Source organism: Roseofilum acuticapitatum BLCC-M154 (genome assembly GCF_030068475.1).
Taxonomy (GTDB): domain Bacteria; phylum Cyanobacteriota; class Cyanobacteriia; order Cyanobacteriales; family Desertifilaceae; genus Roseofilum; species Roseofilum acuticapitatum.
In genome coordinates this window covers 1-17,335 of the sequence record NZ_JAQOSP010000078.1, presented here as the reverse complement: position 1 = coordinate 17,335, position 17,335 = coordinate 1, and the positions used below count along the sequence as shown (strand labels likewise).

Annotated in this window: 15 protein-coding genes; 6 read left to right on the top strand and 9 right to left on the bottom strand. The window is 46.2% G+C overall.

Annotated features, from left to right (window positions below):
- Positions 1-260: 260 nt before the first annotated feature.
- Positions 261-1,940 (bottom strand): dihydroxy-acid dehydratase, encoded by a 1,680-nt coding sequence (gene ilvD / locus PMG71_RS11335; protein ID WP_283753794.1) that lies wholly within the window; start codon positions 1,938-1,940, stop codon positions 261-263.
- A 190-nt stretch (positions 1,941-2,130) separates the two neighbouring features.
- On the opposite strand from ilvD, the gene PMG71_RS11330 reads away from it, so the two are divergent.
- Entirely contained in the window at positions 2,131-2,970 is an 840-nt protein-coding gene (locus PMG71_RS11330) for a pentapeptide repeat-containing protein (RefSeq protein ID WP_283753793.1), read from the top strand.
- Between the two features lie 24 nt (positions 2,971-2,994).
- On the opposite strand, the gene PMG71_RS11325 is transcribed toward PMG71_RS11330, so the two are convergent.
- From PMG71_RS11325 to PMG71_RS11310, 4 genes are all read right to left on the bottom strand, one after another.
- Positions 2,995-4,518: a CHAT domain-containing protein gene (locus tag PMG71_RS11325; RefSeq protein WP_283753792.1), complete on the bottom strand. Its 1,524-nt coding sequence runs from the start codon at positions 4,516-4,518 to the stop codon at positions 2,995-2,997.
- Between the two features lie 28 nt (positions 4,519-4,546).
- Entirely contained in the window at positions 4,547-5,803 is a 1,257-nt protein-coding gene (locus PMG71_RS11320; protein ID WP_283753791.1) for a hypothetical protein, read from the bottom strand.
- A 127-nt stretch (positions 5,804-5,930) separates the two neighbouring features.
- Positions 5,931-6,179, bottom strand: coding sequence for a ferredoxin-thioredoxin reductase variable chain (locus PMG71_RS11315; protein WP_283753790.1), 249 nt, complete (start codon positions 6,177-6,179; stop codon positions 5,931-5,933).
- 97 nt (positions 6,180-6,276) lie between these two features.
- On the bottom strand, positions 6,277-8,100 hold the full coding sequence (locus tag PMG71_RS11310) for a PP2C family protein-serine/threonine phosphatase (RefSeq protein WP_283753789.1): 1,824 nt from the start codon (positions 8,098-8,100) through the stop codon (positions 6,277-6,279).
- Positions 8,101-8,224: 124 nt separating this feature from the next.
- On the opposite strand from PMG71_RS11310, the gene PMG71_RS11305 reads away from it, so the two are divergent.
- Both PMG71_RS11305 and PMG71_RS11300 read left to right on the top strand, forming a co-directional pair.
- Complete coding sequence (locus PMG71_RS11305) at positions 8,225-8,662, top strand: NfeD family protein (protein WP_283753788.1); 438 nt, start codon at positions 8,225-8,227, stop codon at positions 8,660-8,662.
- 33 nt (positions 8,663-8,695) lie between these two features.
- Positions 8,696-9,724: an SPFH domain-containing protein gene (locus tag PMG71_RS11300; RefSeq protein WP_283753787.1), complete on the top strand. Its 1,029-nt coding sequence runs from the start codon at positions 8,696-8,698 to the stop codon at positions 9,722-9,724.
- Positions 9,725-9,796: 72 nt separating this feature from the next.
- On the opposite strand, the gene PMG71_RS11295 is transcribed toward PMG71_RS11300, so the two are convergent.
- Both PMG71_RS11295 and PMG71_RS11290 read right to left on the bottom strand, forming a co-directional pair.
- Entirely contained in the window at positions 9,797-10,195 is a 399-nt protein-coding gene (locus tag PMG71_RS11295; RefSeq protein WP_347179254.1) for a Fur family transcriptional regulator, read from the bottom strand.
- A gap of 110 nt (positions 10,196-10,305) precedes the next feature.
- Entirely contained in the window at positions 10,306-12,159 is a 1,854-nt protein-coding gene (locus tag PMG71_RS11290; RefSeq protein ID WP_283753785.1) for a tetratricopeptide repeat protein, read from the bottom strand.
- A gap of 177 nt (positions 12,160-12,336) precedes the next feature.
- On the opposite strand from PMG71_RS11290, the gene PMG71_RS11285 reads away from it, so the two are divergent.
- Complete coding sequence (locus tag PMG71_RS11285; RefSeq protein ID WP_283753784.1) at positions 12,337-13,158, top strand: TlyA family RNA methyltransferase; 822 nt, start codon at positions 12,337-12,339, stop codon at positions 13,156-13,158.
- Positions 13,159-13,170: 12 nt separating this feature from the next.
- The gene (locus PMG71_RS11280; RefSeq protein WP_283753783.1) at positions 13,171-13,881 is read left to right on the top strand and encodes a hypothetical protein; all 711 of its coding nucleotides are present in this window, start codon (positions 13,171-13,173) and stop codon (positions 13,879-13,881) included.
- 15 nt (positions 13,882-13,896) lie between these two features.
- Here the strand turns inward: PMG71_RS11280 and guaD are convergent, their stop codons facing one another.
- A complete protein-coding gene (gene guaD, locus PMG71_RS11275) occupies positions 13,897-15,219 on the bottom strand; it encodes a guanine deaminase (protein ID WP_283753782.1) in 1,323 nt (440 codons plus the stop codon).
- Positions 15,220-15,413: 194 nt separating this feature from the next.
- Here guaD and PMG71_RS11270 point away from each other — a divergent pair, with 194 nt between their 5' ends.
- Entirely contained in the window at positions 15,414-16,355 is a 942-nt protein-coding gene (locus tag PMG71_RS11270) for an aldo/keto reductase (protein WP_283753781.1), read from the top strand.
- 247 nt (positions 16,356-16,602) lie between these two features.
- Here PMG71_RS11270 and PMG71_RS11265 read toward each other — a convergent pair whose 3' ends face one another.
- On the bottom strand, positions 16,603-17,106 hold the full coding sequence (locus tag PMG71_RS11265; protein WP_283753780.1) for a GNAT family N-acetyltransferase: 504 nt from the start codon (positions 17,104-17,106) through the stop codon (positions 16,603-16,605).
- Positions 17,107-17,335: the final 229 nt, after the last annotated feature.

Here is a 17,335-nt window from a genome sequence, read left to right as displayed (position 1 = left end):
AGTGCGAGCGTCTCGCTCGCTAGGGAAAAAAACAGCGAGCAAGATGCTCGCATTCCTCTACCTAGGGAAAACAACAGCGAGGGCATTACCGTAGGGTGGGTTAGGCGGCTAAAACCTAGACTGTGATAGCAATCTCTCAATCCGCCGTAACCCACCATTTTAGGGTTGTAACGGCACTCAAAACCTGTGGCAAAAAATGCGGGGTTAGGGTTGATAGGAGTGGCCGTGCCCACCCTGCGGTGACATCCGAAGCGACAGAATTACAAATCGTCGGTCACTGCACCCCGGCTACTCGATGCCACTAACTTGGCATACTTGGCTAACACCCCTCTGGTATAGCGCGGTTCTTTGGGTTGCCATTGGGCGCGACGTTGGGCCAACTCTTCGTCGGAAATATGGAGTTCTAAACGCCGCGCTGGTGCATCAATGGTAATGGTATCGCCTTCTTGGACTAAAGCGATCGCCCCGCCAACGGCCGCTTCAGGAGCCACATGACCCACCACCATGCCATAGGTTCCGCCAGAAAAGCGACCATCCGTAATTAAGCCCACCGAATCGCCCAATCCTGCACCGATAATGGCAGAGGTGGGTGCTAACATTTCCCGCATTCCAGGGCCACCTTTGGGGCCTTCATAGCGCACCACCACCACATCGGAAGGCTTAATTTTACCGGCGAGAATGGCTGCTAAACATTCTTCCTCTGATTCAAACACCCGTGCCGGCCCCGTGATTTTTGGGTTTTTTACGCCAGAAATCTTGGCCACGCCGCCCTCAGTGGCTAAATTGCCCCGCAAAACGACTAAATGACCGGTGGTATACAGGGGGTTATTCCAGGGACGGATTACATCTTGGTCTTCCCTGGGGGTTGGGGGCACATGGGCGAGAATTTCGGCAATGGTTTGACCGCTCACGGTGAGGCAATCCCCATGGAGTACACCATTTTCGAGTAAAATCTTCATCACTTGGGGAATGCCGCCCGCTTGATGGAGATTGACGGTAACATAGCGACCGGAGGGTTTGAGGTCGCAGAGAACGGGGACTTTGGCGCGGATGGTTTCAAAGTCATCCAGGGTTAACTCTACCCCGGCTGCATGGGCGATCGCCAGTAAATGCAAAACCGCATTGGTCGATCCTCCCACAGCCATGACCACGGCGATCGCATTTTCAAACGCCTTCCGCGTTAAAATCTGGCGGGGCAAAATTTGCTTACGAATCGCATCCACCAACACTTTGGCAGACTCGGCCGTACTATCGGCTTTTTCCTCATCTTCCGCCGCCATCGTCGAAGAATAGGGTAAACTCATGCCCATGGCTTCAAAGGCCGAAGACATCGTATTAGCGGTAAACATGCCCCCACAAGACCCCGGCCCTGGGCAAGCATTTTTCTCCACCGCATTTAATTCGGTCTCATCAATTTTACCGGCGCTATGTTGGCCCACCGCTTCAAACGCGCTGACTACGGTAAGATCGCAGTCCTTGTAACGTCCGGGTTTAATCGTTCCCCCATAAACAAACACGGCTGGAATATTCATCCGGGCGATCGCAATCATCGCCCCTGGCATATTCTTATCACAACCCCCGATCGCCAGAACCCCATCCATACTCTGACCATTACAGGCCGTTTCAATCGCATCCGCAATCACCTCCCTAGACACCAAGGAATACTTCATTCCCTCCGTCCCCATGGAGATCCCATCACTCACCGTAATCGTACCAAACAGTTGGGGCATAGCTCCCGCATCCTTCAGGGCACTTTCCCCCCGCAGAGCCAAATCATTCAAACCCACATTACAGGGGGTAATCGTACTATAGCCATTCGCAAGACCAACAATCGGCTTGGTGAAATCCTCATCACCAAAACCCACGGCTCGCAACATCGCTCGATTAGGCGCTCTCTGCACGCCCTGGGTGACCACTTGACTTCTAAAATTCTCAACCATCCTGATATCCTTTGGTTACAGCGAAATAAGATTTATACTCTTCCCTCCTATTCTCTCAAAAGGAATGACCCTTTGAATACCTTTGAGTGAGACCAGTTATTGGGTTAGAGTCAGTATGATACTCTAAAATTCTTCATAGGCTTCTTTAATCGTATCCCTTTCCCTAGCAACTCAAGCCTCACGCTAACCCATGGATGTAGACCAACTTAAGCAACTATACGCAGAAGGACAACGAGATTTTCGCCAAGTGGATCTGAGTCGCCAACTTTTAGTCGGCATTTCTCTTAACCAAGCTAATCTACGAGAATCGAAATTGATGCAGGTCAATTTGAGCAAAGCCAAACTCAAGGGGGTAAACCTCAGAGAAGCGGATTTACGAGGAGCGAATTTGAGTGGGATTGATTTACAAGAGGCTAATTTGATTAGTGCGAATCTTCAAGGCGCTAATTTAATGGGAGCGAATTTGAGTGGGGCGGGAATGCGAGGGGCAGATTTACATGATGCCGATTTAACGGGAGCTAATTTAACCCAAGCTAATCTCAGTGAATCGATTTTAACGGAAATTCGCCTTTATGATGCCAATTTAAGTAAGGCAACCTTGACGCGATCGAAATTAGACAAGGCCATTTTAACCAAAGCCAATTTAGAAGGGGCTAATCTTACCTATACTTTACTGACGAATGCCCATTTAGAAGAAGTGAATCTTACCAATGCCATGCTTAGTGGAGCCAATTTAGAAGAAGCTAATCTTACCAAGGCCGATTTAAGTTTTGCTAATGTCAGTGGAGCCAATTTAAGGGCAGCAATTTTATATCAAGCCAATTTGCGCCAAACCAATTTAAGTTGGGCAACCTTGCGTCAAGCGGATATGCGCGTGGCCAATTTATTTCGGACGAACTTAAATTGGGCAAATTTGGGGGAAGCGAGTCTAGCTCAAGCAATGATGATTGATGCTAAACTCAATCAAGCCAATTTGCGGAATACGGATATGACCAGTACCATTATGCCAGATGGTTCTACCCACGAGTAAGGGGCAATTGGATGAATTTATGACTTAATTCCAGTTGCCAATTAAGGTATAAGCTGACCAATAATAAGGATGGGTAAAAGTTTGATTGCTGGAAAGTTGATCGGGTATCTCAATGGATAAATCTGAGGAGATAAAAAGGCGATTACGATCGATCTGAATTGATCCGTTAATCATCTTCAGTTGGGTATTTCTTAAGGCGGAGATTTTAACATTGGCATTTTGGAGTTCATGATAAAATCCTGCCATTAGTGCTAGGGAGCCTTCATCGGATGCATACCATAAACTGCCGAGGGCGGTTTTCACTCCAGCTTGTAGGGCTAATCCGGAAAAGCCTAATTCTGCTTCTTCACTGCCGAGGGCAGTGCGACAGGCACTAAGGGTTAATAATTCAACTCTAGGATTTTGATTCCATTCTGAAGCTTGGGATAATTGACGCAGTTGATCTAAGCCCACATTGCGATTCCATAGTTGAATGAAAGAGTTACTCACATCTCCAGGTCTGAATTCGGCATGGGTAGCAATATGGATCATCCGAATATCTGGATTTTTGCTATATTCCTGTAAGTTTTCAACGGTTGCTTTTTGATCTAAAAAGATTGAATTTTGCCAAGTTTTTTGTAACCAAGAGAGTTCAACAGGAACGGCAGGCAATGGAGGAAGTTGTTGATTTTGTCCACCATCAGATACTCCAAAGCCTAAAAGGGTGGCTGATTCAATGGAGCGATAGGTTGGATCGATGAGGCTAAAGCTGGGAATTAAACCCACTTGATAGTCTTGGATGAGAAAATGTTGGTCATGGTAGAGAGCGGCAATGGGAAGGGAGCGAATTTTTTTGTCTAAGCAAAAGATTAAGGTATCTGTTTTTTGAGTAGATAGGTTTTCTTCTAGGGGTTGAATGAGCCATTGGTAGAGTTGGCTGGCATAGGGTTGATAGCTGGTGGTTCGAGTTTTTCTGGGATTGCTGACTTCTAGGCGGAATTGATTGATGCTTTCTTCGAGAGAGGAGCGAGTAAGGTCTTGAATTTTGATTTGGGCAAACGGAGCGGATGGGGAATTTTGTTTGTTTAAGATTTTGGGAGAGGAACAGGCTTGGTTTTGGGGGAAAATAGTGAGGATATCGAGTTCATTTTCGAGGGCGGCGACATAAACTATGGCGGATTTTTGTTGGGTTTTTTGAGCGAGGTTATCGAGGGTTTGGGCAATTTCACAGGCGGTTGCGGTTCGACCATAGAGTTTGAGATCGAAGTATTTGGCGTATTCGACGGCTTGGAATTCTTCAAAGAGTTGGATGGCTTGCTCAAAGTCGGATTGGAGAAATTGACTTTCAAAGGCTTCTCGATCGATTTCTACTTGGTCGAATGAGCTGTTATTATTATCCTGAGAAGTGGGATCGGTTTCTGAAGGAGGGCTAGAAAATATTTCTTGGATATTGGGCCCTGTTACATCAGATTGGTTGCCGCTTTGGGGGTGGGCACTTTGTAGGGAAGAGTGAAGGAAGAGGAGGATGAGGGTACAGGTAAACCAGGTGAAAAAAGGACGGATTTTCATGATGGATGGGAGTGGTTTTTGGGGGGGGTTAAAAGGAGAAGACGTAGCCGATGCCGAGGATGAAGCGGCTGCCATCTCCGGCGCTACCGGTAAGATCTGTGACGGCGGGGGTAATGACGAGGGGAATTTTGGAGTAGGGGACGATGGATGTGCCAAGGGTGAGGTCTTGACCTGTCCATTCGACGATCGCATTTACCGATGGTATAACCCGCACGGCAACTCCTCCAAAGACTTCGATTCCGTCTTGTTGTCCCATAATGTTGTCTTCGGAGCGAAATTGTCCTCCACCGACTCCAGCAGAGACATAAACGCGACTAAAGGGATCGGAGATATTTTCCCGCAGATCGAACCGTTTGCTGACGACACCATAAACACTCGATCCGCCGTCTGTATTGCCCCATTGAATCGCATTATGGACTCCGACGGCGATCGCCCAATTTTGGGGCAGTTGACGATGAATTTTTACACTGACCGATCCATCTTGCCCCGTATCTCCAATTAAATCCACGATGCTAACTCCCACATCAACCCCGACTCCGGTTTGGGGGTTTCCTAGTCCAATCCCAATGCCTAAACCGGCATCGGCATGATGGGTATAGCGGGTACGGGATTGCATCCCTAACGCGACTCCCACTTTGCCCCACTGTTGACCATAGGCTGAGGGAATCATAATGGTAGCGGTGGGAGAAGCAGCAACTGGAGTTTGAGTCGGACGGGAGAGGGGAAGGGTTGAGGGCTGGAAGGGTTCGGGGTTCTGGGGGGTGCTATCGGGAGCGAGGGAACCAGAGGAAACGGCTCTTTCGGTTGCTTGACTGATGGGGAAGGGAGCGGAGAGTGCCTCTAGATAGGCTTTATTTCCGACTGCTTTTACTCCTGTTGCTGGTGTATCGGGGAGTTTAGCCAGGATTGAAGGGGTTGTGGCGATCGCATGATTTTCTACTGGAGAGTCAATGGGGGACGGATCTGCGGTTGATGGGGGAACTGCTCCGGCGAACCATTGTTCATAATTGGCAATCAGTTCGGATTCTGAGGGGAGTTGAATTGACCAGCGATCGCTAGGGGTTTGTCGCTCTGGTGGTTCTGGCAGGGAAGCAGGGGGAATTTCTGGTGTAGGAGGAGGGCTATAATCCTCCTCAGAATCGGGTCTTATAGAGGCAGGAGTTGGGGTAGAAGCAGAATTTTGAGAATTTTGGTAGAAGGCGAAACTTTCCTTAATCAGGATGCCACTCAAAAGACTCAAGACCAAAACTTTGAGCAGAGATGGCTTAAAAAATACATCTGCCATAGACTTGCTACATTTATGCTAGGGGGCGATCGCCAGGATATCCCTACTGTAGCACTGGAGTGAGGAGGGGGGAGATGGGGAGGATTGTTTATTCCCGATTCCCTATTCCCTATTCCCTATTCCCCAATTAAATCACTTCTAATTCATCTTCTTTCACATGGGCTTTAAACCGTTTACTAATCTCTGGAAATTGAACGACTATGGGAAAATTAGCGCTGATGGCGACTTCTTCACCTTTCCAATTGTATGTAGAAGCTAAATCAACGACATCCCCTTCATGATTTTGCAGATCAAACGGTTCATTTCGATGTTGAGGATGGTGATAAATGACTAAAGAAGTTTTAACCCGAACGCGATCGCCAATTTTCAGATTCATAAACTTTTGCTCCACAATAATACAAGCTTAACTTGCTTTTCAGTTAACGTTTCTGTTGATTGAGTACAATCTTCAATTCTCTCATAAAAAGGGAAAATTATTCCTCCTGTGTCGGTTGGGGAATATTTAACCCAGGGATATTCATTAACCCCGAATACCAGAGTCCGAACCCTGCTCCGAGGAGTAACAGCAGGAGTAGTCCCCAAACCCTTACCCCAATTCCCTTGGATGGCACTTTCTGGGGTGAAGATGGGGTAGGAACTGGCTCAACTTCGGGTTCTGGGGCCACTTGCTGAAAAACAAACTCTGGAGACTCTGATAAAGATAACTGGGCGTTAATGGTTCCTGGAGATAAGGTTGGGTGTCCAGGGACTGACTGGGGTGCTGCTGCTTCTAATTCCTCTTGTGGAGAAACCTGACAATGCATCAAGACTACCGATACATTATCGGGATTTTCGTCTGCGATTCCTAACGCTAACCAGCGATTAATCGCCTCTTCTAAGGCAATCTCACCGCTCAAAACCCAATTAATCTCTTGTTGCCAATACTGTTGTATAGTTTGGCGATCGCTTAAACCATCAGAACATAAGAGTAAAATCCCCTCTTCTTCGATAATCAACCGTTGTACATGGGGCACTAATTCATAATGATCGGCGTGCTGAGTGCCCAAAGCCTGAATGAGTTGCATGGCATTGTCCCTAGCAACGGCTTGACGGTGCAAACATTCCCCTTTCGCCACTTGCCAATGGGCGAAATCATCATCCTGGGTTAATAACTGGCAATAATTGCGGGTTATCCAATAGGCACGACTATCGCCCACATGGGCTAAATAGAGTTCATGACCATTGGGAAATTCTAAACCAAAGCTAGTTTTCACCTTTTGGGCAATTTGTAGAGCCATCACGAGGGTAGTGGCCATCCTTTCCCGACTAGAGCGCCCCTTAGCGTCATTTTGGGTGGAGATCAAGTTATTGACAATGCGAATGACAGAGGTGATATGGTCGATCCAGATGGTTGGCTCGACGATTTCGCTTTGCTCTGCCAATTCTAAAAGTAAGCCTTGGACTTGTAATTTGACGCTGCGAACTGCCAATTCGCTGGCCACTTCCCCCCCTTCATGGCCATCGAGTCCATCGCAAACGATCGCCAGTTGGGAGATGCGATCGAATTCTGGGGTAACATTGCCTTTCTGGGAAATTGTGACGGGATAACAGCTATCTTCATTATGCGATCGCACCGTGCCCGCATCTGTCCCCCCAGCCGTGCTAATCTTTAAGGGCAATTCGGCCGCCAATTCTAATAAGATTTGATTCAAGGAAGCGGTAATCCGATCCCAACTTTGACCAGTCCCCATTTCTGCACACAGATTACTCAGTTGCTCCCGGATATCTGGCTCGCAAGACTCTATCCAGGTTTGCCAGGACTGGGAGAGGGCGCTTAAACTCGGTTTTGAACGAGTAAAAATCAGTTCCCGCAGTCCAACCCGCCAGCCTTGGACGCGGATATTCTCAGCCTTTAGCAGACTCGCACCCGCTCCAAAAGTATTTAAAGGATTCCAGAGTTGGCTCAGTTGCCATAACCAATAGACTTGACGCACGGGAGCAGTTTGGCTCCAAGCTTCGCTGATGGAGGGATAAAGGGTTCCTTCTGAAGTGATGGGGATGCGATCGAGCAGTAGAATTGCAGCATGGCCGGGGATCTCCACTGCTCCGTAAAGTTGGGGCAGGTGGAGATGATAGGGAGAGAGTTTTAAGTAGGCTAACACCTTGGGGTCAGAGCGATCGGGCATAAGGGGCAAGTCTTGGGGCTGAGTATCCCGCCAAATTTGTGACCCAACTACCTGATAACGGTTAGCGACAACTTCCCCCACAGGAACCGACGATCCATTGACGGCCCAGAGATAACACTCCGATGTGTTCATGTAAACCCTCCAACCCTAAAGATTAGGTTAATTCTTCTGTGCGATCGCTCTTTGCATAGATTAGGCTATTTTTAGGGATTCATCGATCCCCTTTTCTTACAGAACTCTTGGTTCATCAATCTGCATGGCTCTCAATCCGATATTAATTTGGCTGATTGCTGGCTTTATCCTCTGTGTGATGGAACTGGTAACCCCCACTGCCTTTATTGAGTTGCTGATGGGACTCGGAGCATTTGCGGTAGCTGGGGTTTCCTTGTTGTTTCCTCAACTGGGGTTAGGGATACAAATTCTACTTTGGATGGTGTTCTCTTTGGGATTGGTCTTGGGCACTCGCAAATTCTTACCGAAGCGCACTGTCTATAGCATTGAAGATTCTAAGGAAGCACAAACTTTAACCGAAATTTTACCCGGTCAACCGGGAAGAGTGTTATATGAAGGGAATTCTTGGCGGGCTAAGTGCGACGATCCTCAATTGGCGATCGCTGCTGATGAAATGGTTTATGTTCTCCGTCGAGAAGGGAATACCTTAATTGTAATTCCCCAAAAAATGCTCAATTCTTAAACAATCTGCTTTTAATTTTCTGGAGGTCTACTCATGGGCGAATTATTTGGTCTACTCGTTGCTCTTTTTGTCGGTGGTAGCGCTTTATCTTGCGTCAAAATTGTCAAACAAAGCGATCAGATGCTGGTAGAAAGTCTCGGTAAATACAACGGCAAAAAGCTAGAGCCTGGATTGAATTTTTTAATGCCTTTTATCGATCGCATTTCTTTCAAAGAAACGACTCGCGAAAAAGTTCTCGATGTGCCACCCCAACAGTGTATTACCCGTGATAATGTCTCGATTAGCGTGGATGCAGTGGTTTATTGGCGGATCATGGACTTGGAAAAAGCCTATTATAAGGTAGAAAACTTGCACGCGGCGATGACCAATTTAGTCCTCACTCAAATCCGCGCCGAAATGGGTAAATTAGAGTTAGACCAAACTTTTACCGCTCGCTCGGAAATTAATGAAGTTCTCTTACGAGAATTGGATATTGCCACCGATCCTTGGGGCGTGAAAGTGACGCGGGTAGAGTTGCGGGATATTGTTCCTTCTAAAGCAGTTCAAGATTCTATGGAACTGCAAATGTCTGCGGAACGGAAAAAACGGGCAGCCATTTTAACCTCGGAAGGAGAAAGAGATTCCGCCATTAACAGCGCCAAAGGACGGGCAGAAGCGCAGGTTTTAGATGCGGAAGCACGGCAAAAAGCAGCCATTTTAGATGCGGAAGCACAACAAAAAGCAACGGTATTAAGAGCGCAAGCGGAACGGCAACAAGCGGTGTTAAGAGCGCAAGGAACGGCGGAAGCGATGCAAATTATTACTAAGATGCTGAAAGCCGATCCAAGGGCTAAGGATGCACTGCAATTTTTAATCGCCCAAAACTATATGGAAATGGGTATGAGAATTGGCAGTAGCGACAGCAGTAAGGTGATGTTTATGGACCCTCGTAGTATTCCTTCAGCGCTGGAAGGAATGCGGGCAATTGTGGGTGATGCGGCAACTTCCCTAGAGTCACCAGAGGTGAATGCTATGCCTTCTAATTTAGACCAAGATCTACAAGCGCTGCGATCGCACTCGTAAAGTAAGGAGTGGGAGCATCTTGCTCCCTGGATTTTTAATTAGGGTATTTTAGCAAAGCTCACCAACACCCTCTTAAAGCTCGGAAGCCGGTAAAAGTTGGCATTGCTCGCAAAGTCCAAAAAATTCTAGGGTATGATAAAAAATCTTGAACTGGTAGGAGTTTTGCAGAGTCGTTTCTAGGTCATGCACGGGACATTCTGGAAGCACAATCGACTCACCACATCTGAGACAAGTTAAATGGTGTCGATCCTGTTCAATAGAAGTATAGACGGCTTCTCCATTGGCTAAGGTGCGAGATTGGATCGCACCTTTTTGTTTGAGTCCTTCGAGAGCGCGATAGATGGTTGCTAGTCCGGTGGTTTGACGGCGACTGCGTAGTTCAACATAGATATCCTGAGCCGAGAGCGATCGCTGAATCCCTTTCAGTAGGGTGATAATTTTTTCTTGACTGCGAGTATACTTAGATTTCATGACCACTTCATGAGCTAGGCTTTTGGCCCCCTCACTAATAGAAAACGCACGGGTAACCGCTATCATAACGGTTTTGAGCCTATTCTTCAATTTGGGGATACCCTCTCCTCTTAGAACTGGGTAGACACTTCTACTAAACGATTCCCCTTGAGCTGTTCTTGAGCCTTCAATGCTTGACTAAAGGAATCCACCGCTTCTGGATACTGTTGTAATTCAGCTAAAATACTACCTTTGAGCCTTAAAGTTTCAGGATGATTGGGTTGAATCAACAAGACATGATTATAGATTTTTAGGGCTTCTTCTGGACGATTAATCTGGTCTAGAAGATGGGCAATTCTCAACCATAAATCGATCATTTCAGGTTGAATAGCTAAGGCTTGCTCATAGGAGGCGATCGCCTCTTCATATCGATTTAAACCTTCTAAGGTAATCCCCCGATTACGCCACAACCCCTCTCCCTGTTTACCTAAAGACACAGCGATATCATAACCGGCTAGGGCCTCCTGATGGCGACCTAATTGGGCTAGGGCTAAACCCTGTTTATACCAAGACTCGCTATTCTGAGAATTCAAATTCACCGATTTATCATAGGATAGAATTGCTTTTTCATATTCTCCTATCCATCCCAATAAATTGCCCCGATGATACCAAGCTTCCCAACTTTGGGGATTCAGAATTAAGGCGCGATCGTAGGAATCGATCGCCTCTGTATAACGGCCTAATTTCGCTAAAACACTGCCTTGATTATACCAAGCTTCATAGCGTCCTGGATGAAGGGAGAGTGCCCGATCGTAGGCAGTCAGGGCACGGGGATAGTTCTCCAATTTACTTAAAGTATTACCTAAATTATACCAACCCTCATCTCGATTCCCATCAATATTAATGGCTTTTTGATAGACTTCGAGAGCGCGATAATAATTCTGTTGTTTAACATAGAGCTTGCCGATCGCTAACCAAGTTTCATAGGAATCAGGAACCCACTCCAAAACCTTATGATAAGCGGCGATCGCATCTTCATACCGATGAACCGCCGTTAATTCCTGGGCTTGGTGTAAATAATCTTCCATCGTCAGCTCTTCAGGATTCACCGCATTGACAGCCTTAGAAGCCACTGAAATCACCGTCCGGTTTAACTGAGAGGGAGAAAAATTAGGCAATTCAGAAGGCAAATTCACCGGCAAAGGCTCCAGCATTTGGGAGGGACGAGTTTGGGAAATTTCCCGGAATAAACTCTCTTTTTCCGCTTTTGCTTCCCCTAACATTTCCTGAAACTGGCGCATCATTTGTCGCTTAATTTTATCGATTTCCTCCAAGGAGATCTGAGACTGTTGCGACTGTTCATGAACCGTGGTTAACTCATCGCGAATATGTTGCTTATATAAATTCAGATGACGGTATAACTCGCCCATCCAATCATTCGCTCGCACCTGATAATCCTTTAACTCCCGATCTAAATCGCTGAATTCTTCTAATTGAGAATGGATCATTTTCACTAAATCTTGAACCACCCAACCTCGAATGAACCAAAATAAAATCACCGCCATCACCGGCACACTAACGATTAAGACCATTAATAAATTTAAAACGGTAATGGTTCCTTCAATTTCTGGCAGGCGATCGTCCCCTCCCACTAAGGCTAAATTTTCTTGGGCCATCGAAGTATCAACCACCTGAGCAATCATCGTCTTTAGGTGCTGAATATCTTCTTGGGATAAAGACGCGCGATCGAATGCTTCATCCCTCGATTGAGCAACCGGAGCAAGCACTTCCGGTGGGCTAATAGAAGCGAGGGCAACCGGCATCACCTGTTGCACAATAGACTGAATAAACTTGGGGTCAACATCTAAGTTCTGAGGCGTTTCACCATCCCCTATGGGTTGAATTGGAGATTGGCTCAGATCGGACGAAGACCGAAATTCTGGTGCGATCAATGCCGCTAAAGTAACAAGGGCAACGGTTGACATCCGCATAACATCCACTCCCATTCATCTCCAGTAGGGGCGAACTGCGGTTCGCCCTTAAAATTCTTAGAATTGCGCTATTCCTTGATACTGAGTTTTTGATCGATATCAGGATACGATCTATGGGAAGATAGAATCATTTTGAATTTTGCATTTTGTATTGGTAATTTTTGATTGATTTTGGCTAAACAACGACTCGATATTTTACTGGTAGAGCAGTCCCTCTGTGACTCTCGACAACTGGCCCAGCGCTTGATCCGGGCTGGGGAAGTGATGGTGAATCAGGTGGTGATTGATAAACCGGGGACTTTGGTTTCTACGGAAGCGGCGATCGCCGTCAAGGAGCGATCGCCTTTTGTCTCTAGAGGAGGAGAAAAGTTAGCCCATGCCCTTGAGTATTTTCATCTAAATGTAGCCGGTAGAATTGCCCTCGATGGCGGCATTTCTACGGGAGGATTTACGGACTGTTTACTGCAACGGGGCGTTCAACAGGTTTATGGGGTGGATGTGGGGTATGGCCAAGTGGATTGGCGTATTCGCACCGATTCTAGGGTGGTGCTGAAAGAGAGAACCAATTTACGCTATTTGAGTGCCGAAGCATTATATAGTGGGGAAGAACCCGCCAATTTAGCTGTGGTCGATGTGTCGTTTATTTCTTTAACCAAAATTTTGCCGGCCCTATGGACTTTGTTAGCTCCTCCGAGGGAGTTGGTTGCTTTGGTGAAACCCCAGTTTGAGGTGGGGCGATCGCGTGTCGGTAAAAAGGGGGTTGTCCGCGATCCCAAAGACCACAGTCAGGCGATCGCCACAGTTTACGAGAGCGCGTGTAGTTTGGGATGGTCTTATCAAGGCTTAACCCATTCTCCAATTACGGGGCCAGCCGGTAATATTGAATATCTGCTTTGGTTACAGATGACTTCCGGCGATCGCTCAGATAAGCTAGATGGGTCTAAGATCGATCGATGTACCCTAGCTGCTCAACATTTTTTTCTGAATCTTTAACCCCTTACCCCCATGGATCGGTTAAAACTTCTTTTCCGCATTGTTCTCTATATTCTGATCATTCCTTTGGTGGTCAGTTTGGTGGTCTTAAGTAAATTACTGTTTATCTTTCTGGCCGATCAGCATATCTATTCCCTACCGATCGTGGGCGATATTTTTCGCATGTTAGACCTGAGCGAGCTGTCTAACTTAATCTCCTTTGCCATTTTGGGCTTGGGGTTTGGACTCTCGACGGTCTTTTTGCCCCCTCGTATCCGCAAACAAGTCAGTTTTCTCTTGCTCATTCCCACCATTCCCTTTATTCTCAGCATCCCCACCGTCGTTCGCTATAATAACTGGCTCAATGATATTGCCGAAAATACCCAGTTATCTTCGACGGAAATTGTGCAAAAAACCGATACTTTTCTGGAAGAGAAAACGGGAAAAACAGGCATGTTTGGCTTTTATCTCTATACTGCTAAATTCCCCCTTTTACCTACTCAATTGGATCGCCTGAATCGGTTAGAGGCTGAAGATAACCGTCTCAAGTCGATTTTAGCCAATTTTCTGGGCGATCGCGCCCAATGGCTCGATTGGGTGTTTGCCGTTCAAGGATGGTTGCTCAGAATCGTGTATGGAGCGATCGCGATCGTCACTACTCTGATCCATTTCCAAGAAGGAACGGAACAACTAGAGCGCTTTTTTACTCGGAAAAACCCCAATAAAGACAAAAGTAAAGAATGAGGCTATACCCATTACCTATGAGAGGTTACCGAGAATGTAGGTGGATTCGATGTTGCGATCGTCTCCTAAAATCATTAAAGTAAACAGTTGATCGGCAAGTTGTGATAGATTCTCTGGCGGCATTTGGTTTTGATTTCGTAATTTCATTAAGGGAGTTGCCGAGGGATTAATAATAATAAAATCTGCTTCTTTTCCCGGTTCAAAATTCCCAATTTTATCCGCTAAATGTAATGCTTGAGCTGCTCCTAATGTAGACAAGTAAAAAGCTTGGAAAGGTGACAAAGATTGTCCTTGCAATTGCAATACTTTATAAGCATCTCCCATCGTTTTAAGCAGGGAAAAGCTGGTTCCTGCCCCCACATCTGTGGCTAAACCAACGGGAATGGGAGAAGATTGGGATTGGGTTGCGTGTAAGTTGAATAATCCGCTACCAAGAAATAAGTTAGACGTGGGACAAAAGGCGATCGCGCTCTGGCTTTGACTTAAGCGTTGTAGTTCCGAGTCACTCAGATGAATTCCATGGGCAAAAATAGAGCGTTCTGTGACTAACCCAAACTGCTCATACACATTAAGATAATCAGAAGCTTGCGGGAAAAGCTGTTTAATCCAGGCAATTTCTTTGATATTTTCCGACAAATGAGTATGAATATACAGATCGGGATATTCACTAAAACTACCAGCAAGCTCTAATTCTTCTGGGGTGGAAGTCGGAGCAAATCGGGGCGTAATTGCATAGAGTAATCGGTCTTGATGATGCCATTTTTGGATTAAACTTTGGGTTTGCTCATAGGCAGTTTCAGGCGCATTCAGCAAAAAATCAGGAGCATGGCGGCTCATGAGCATTTGTCCAGCAATAATCCTCATATTCCTTTCTTTGGCTGCCGTAAATAAAGCATCAACGGATTTAGGAAAAATGGTGGTTAAAATCACGGCTGTAGTTGTGCCATTGCGGAGCAATTCATCAAGAAAAAAACTAGAAATAGTTGCAGCATAGTCTGGATCTTGAAACTTTTGTTCTATGGGAAATACATATTTTTCGAGCCATTCTAATAACTGCTCTCCATAGGAGGCAATCATTTCTGTTTGCGGACAGTGTATATGGAGGTCAATAAAGCCGGGTAAAATCAGTTTTCCCGAATAGTCGGTAATCTCTAGATGGGGATATTGAGAGCGCAGGGTTTGATAATCGCCAATGGCTTGAACTTGTCCATTGTCTAGAATGAGTAAGCCGTCGGGAAAATAGCGCACACTCTCTGATTCTTGATAGTGAAAGGGGTTATGGATAAAATCGGCGATCGCACCCCGGAAGGCTCGGTAAGTATCAGAAGGATTAGACATGGAGAGGATAAGTGAGGGTAAATTCAGGATTTATAGTTGATTCAATTAACAGTGAGACCCCAACGAGTAGGGTGGGCACTGCCCACCTTACACATTGACTTACATAATGTCTCATTTTTATTTAAATTGACTATATCTTGACTTTGGTACAGTTATTCTAGTATAAATAAGTGTTGAGTCATCAAAATTGAGCCATGGAAACGGTGCAACTGGGTCAAACGGATATTCGAGTTACTCCCTTGGGAATTGGCACATGGGCTTGGGGTGATAAACTGTTTTGGGATTATGGCAATACCTATGGCGAAACAGAAATTAGAAAAGCCTTTGATGCAACTCTAGAGGGGGGAATCAGTTTTTTCGATACGGCAGAAGTTTATGGGTTGGGAGAGTCGGAATCTTTGATTGGTCGGTTAATGAAAGAAACCGGGCGATCGCCGCAAATAGCGACCAAATATTTTCCCGTCCCTTGGCGAGTCAAACCAGAAACCGTATCTGAGGCAATTACCAATAGCTTAAACCGGCTGCAAGTCGATTATATTGAACTCTATCAAATCCATCAACCGGTTAGTTTTCTGATGAGCCAAGAAACCCTGCTCAATACCTTAGCTGATGAAGTGACACGGGGCAGAATTCAAAGTATTGGTGTGAGTAACTATTCCGCTAAACAAATGCGGGAAGCCCACGGAATTTTAGCCCAAAGAGGAATCCCCTTAGCCGTAAATCAGGTGAAATATTCCTTACTCAGTCGGAAAATCGAGGTCAATGGCATTCTAGAGACTGCCCGCGAGTTAGGCATTACCATTTTAGCCTATAGTCCCCTAGCTCAAGGATTATTGACGGGTAAATATACCTCGGTTAATCCGCCCACAGGTGCGAGAAAACTTAGCCCGGAATTTGGCCGGGAAGGATTACGCAAAATTGCCCCTGTGATTTCCCGCTTGAAAAGAATTGCCGATCAATACAAGAAAACTCCGTCTCAAGTGGCGTTGAATTGGCTAATTTGCCAAGGGGTAATTCCGATTCCGGGGGCAAAAAATGCCAAGCAAGCTCAAGATAATGCCGGTGCTTTAGGATGGAGCTTGAAACCGGAAGATGTGGAGGATTTAGAGGAAGTCACCCGTCCTTGGTTGAGTTAGGCTTGGGAATTGATCTATCGTTTAGGGGTGATATCAAGTCCGGTTTCCGCAAGCGGACATGAAAATTTGTTAAGAAGCGGGCAAGATGCCCGCACTCCTCTAATCCCTTGATATTGCTGGAGTGGGAGCATCTTGCTCCCTGGATTTTTAATTAGGGTATTTCCGCTTCGCGGACATGAATAAGCGAACTTGATATGAAAAATTTTTCGCCCCTACATGCCATCTTTTCAGTACCGTAAAAGTCATGTTAACTCAGTTTTTTCACCATCCAAGTGGATAGGGGTTGAAAGCCCAACTTATTGTACAAGGCGATCGCCGGTTTATTCTGACAAAAGACCTGTAGACTAATTTGCTGCTCTCCCTGTTGCTTGGCATAGAGTTCCGCTTGCTCCATCAGCGCCAAGCCGAGTCCCTGGCGGCGGTGTTCCGGTAAGATATAGAGGAGAAAAATATGGGTATGCTGCTGTCCATTCACCTGATCGACAGCTTTCCCCATCCATAAACAACCGATGGGTTGAGAGCGGGGAGTCGAAGAGAGGAAATCAGAAATTTGTGGATCTTCCACCTTCTCCACCCACCAGAGGGGAGTCGTCTGAGCAAAGTGTAACTCGATCGCCTGATTTAAGTGGGAAAAATCCTGTCCTGGAAATAACTCCCCATAGGTTTTGTGCATAAAGCTCATCAGCAGCTCGCGCTCCATCACCCATCCAGCGCGAATCCGATAGCCTGGAACTAATTCATTTTGTGCCATGTACCAAAGAGAAACAGATAGTCAAACTCCATCCTAGGCTAAAACTGGACTCCATACTGAGAAACTGAGGTTTTCCACTGGATATCAAGTCCGGATAAAGGGTGAAGAAGGGGGCAAGATGCCCGCACTCCTCTAATCCCTTGATATTGCTGGAGTGGGAGCGTCTCGCTCCCTAAGTTTTTAATCATGGTATTTCCGCTTCGCGGACATGAACAATCGGACTTGATAT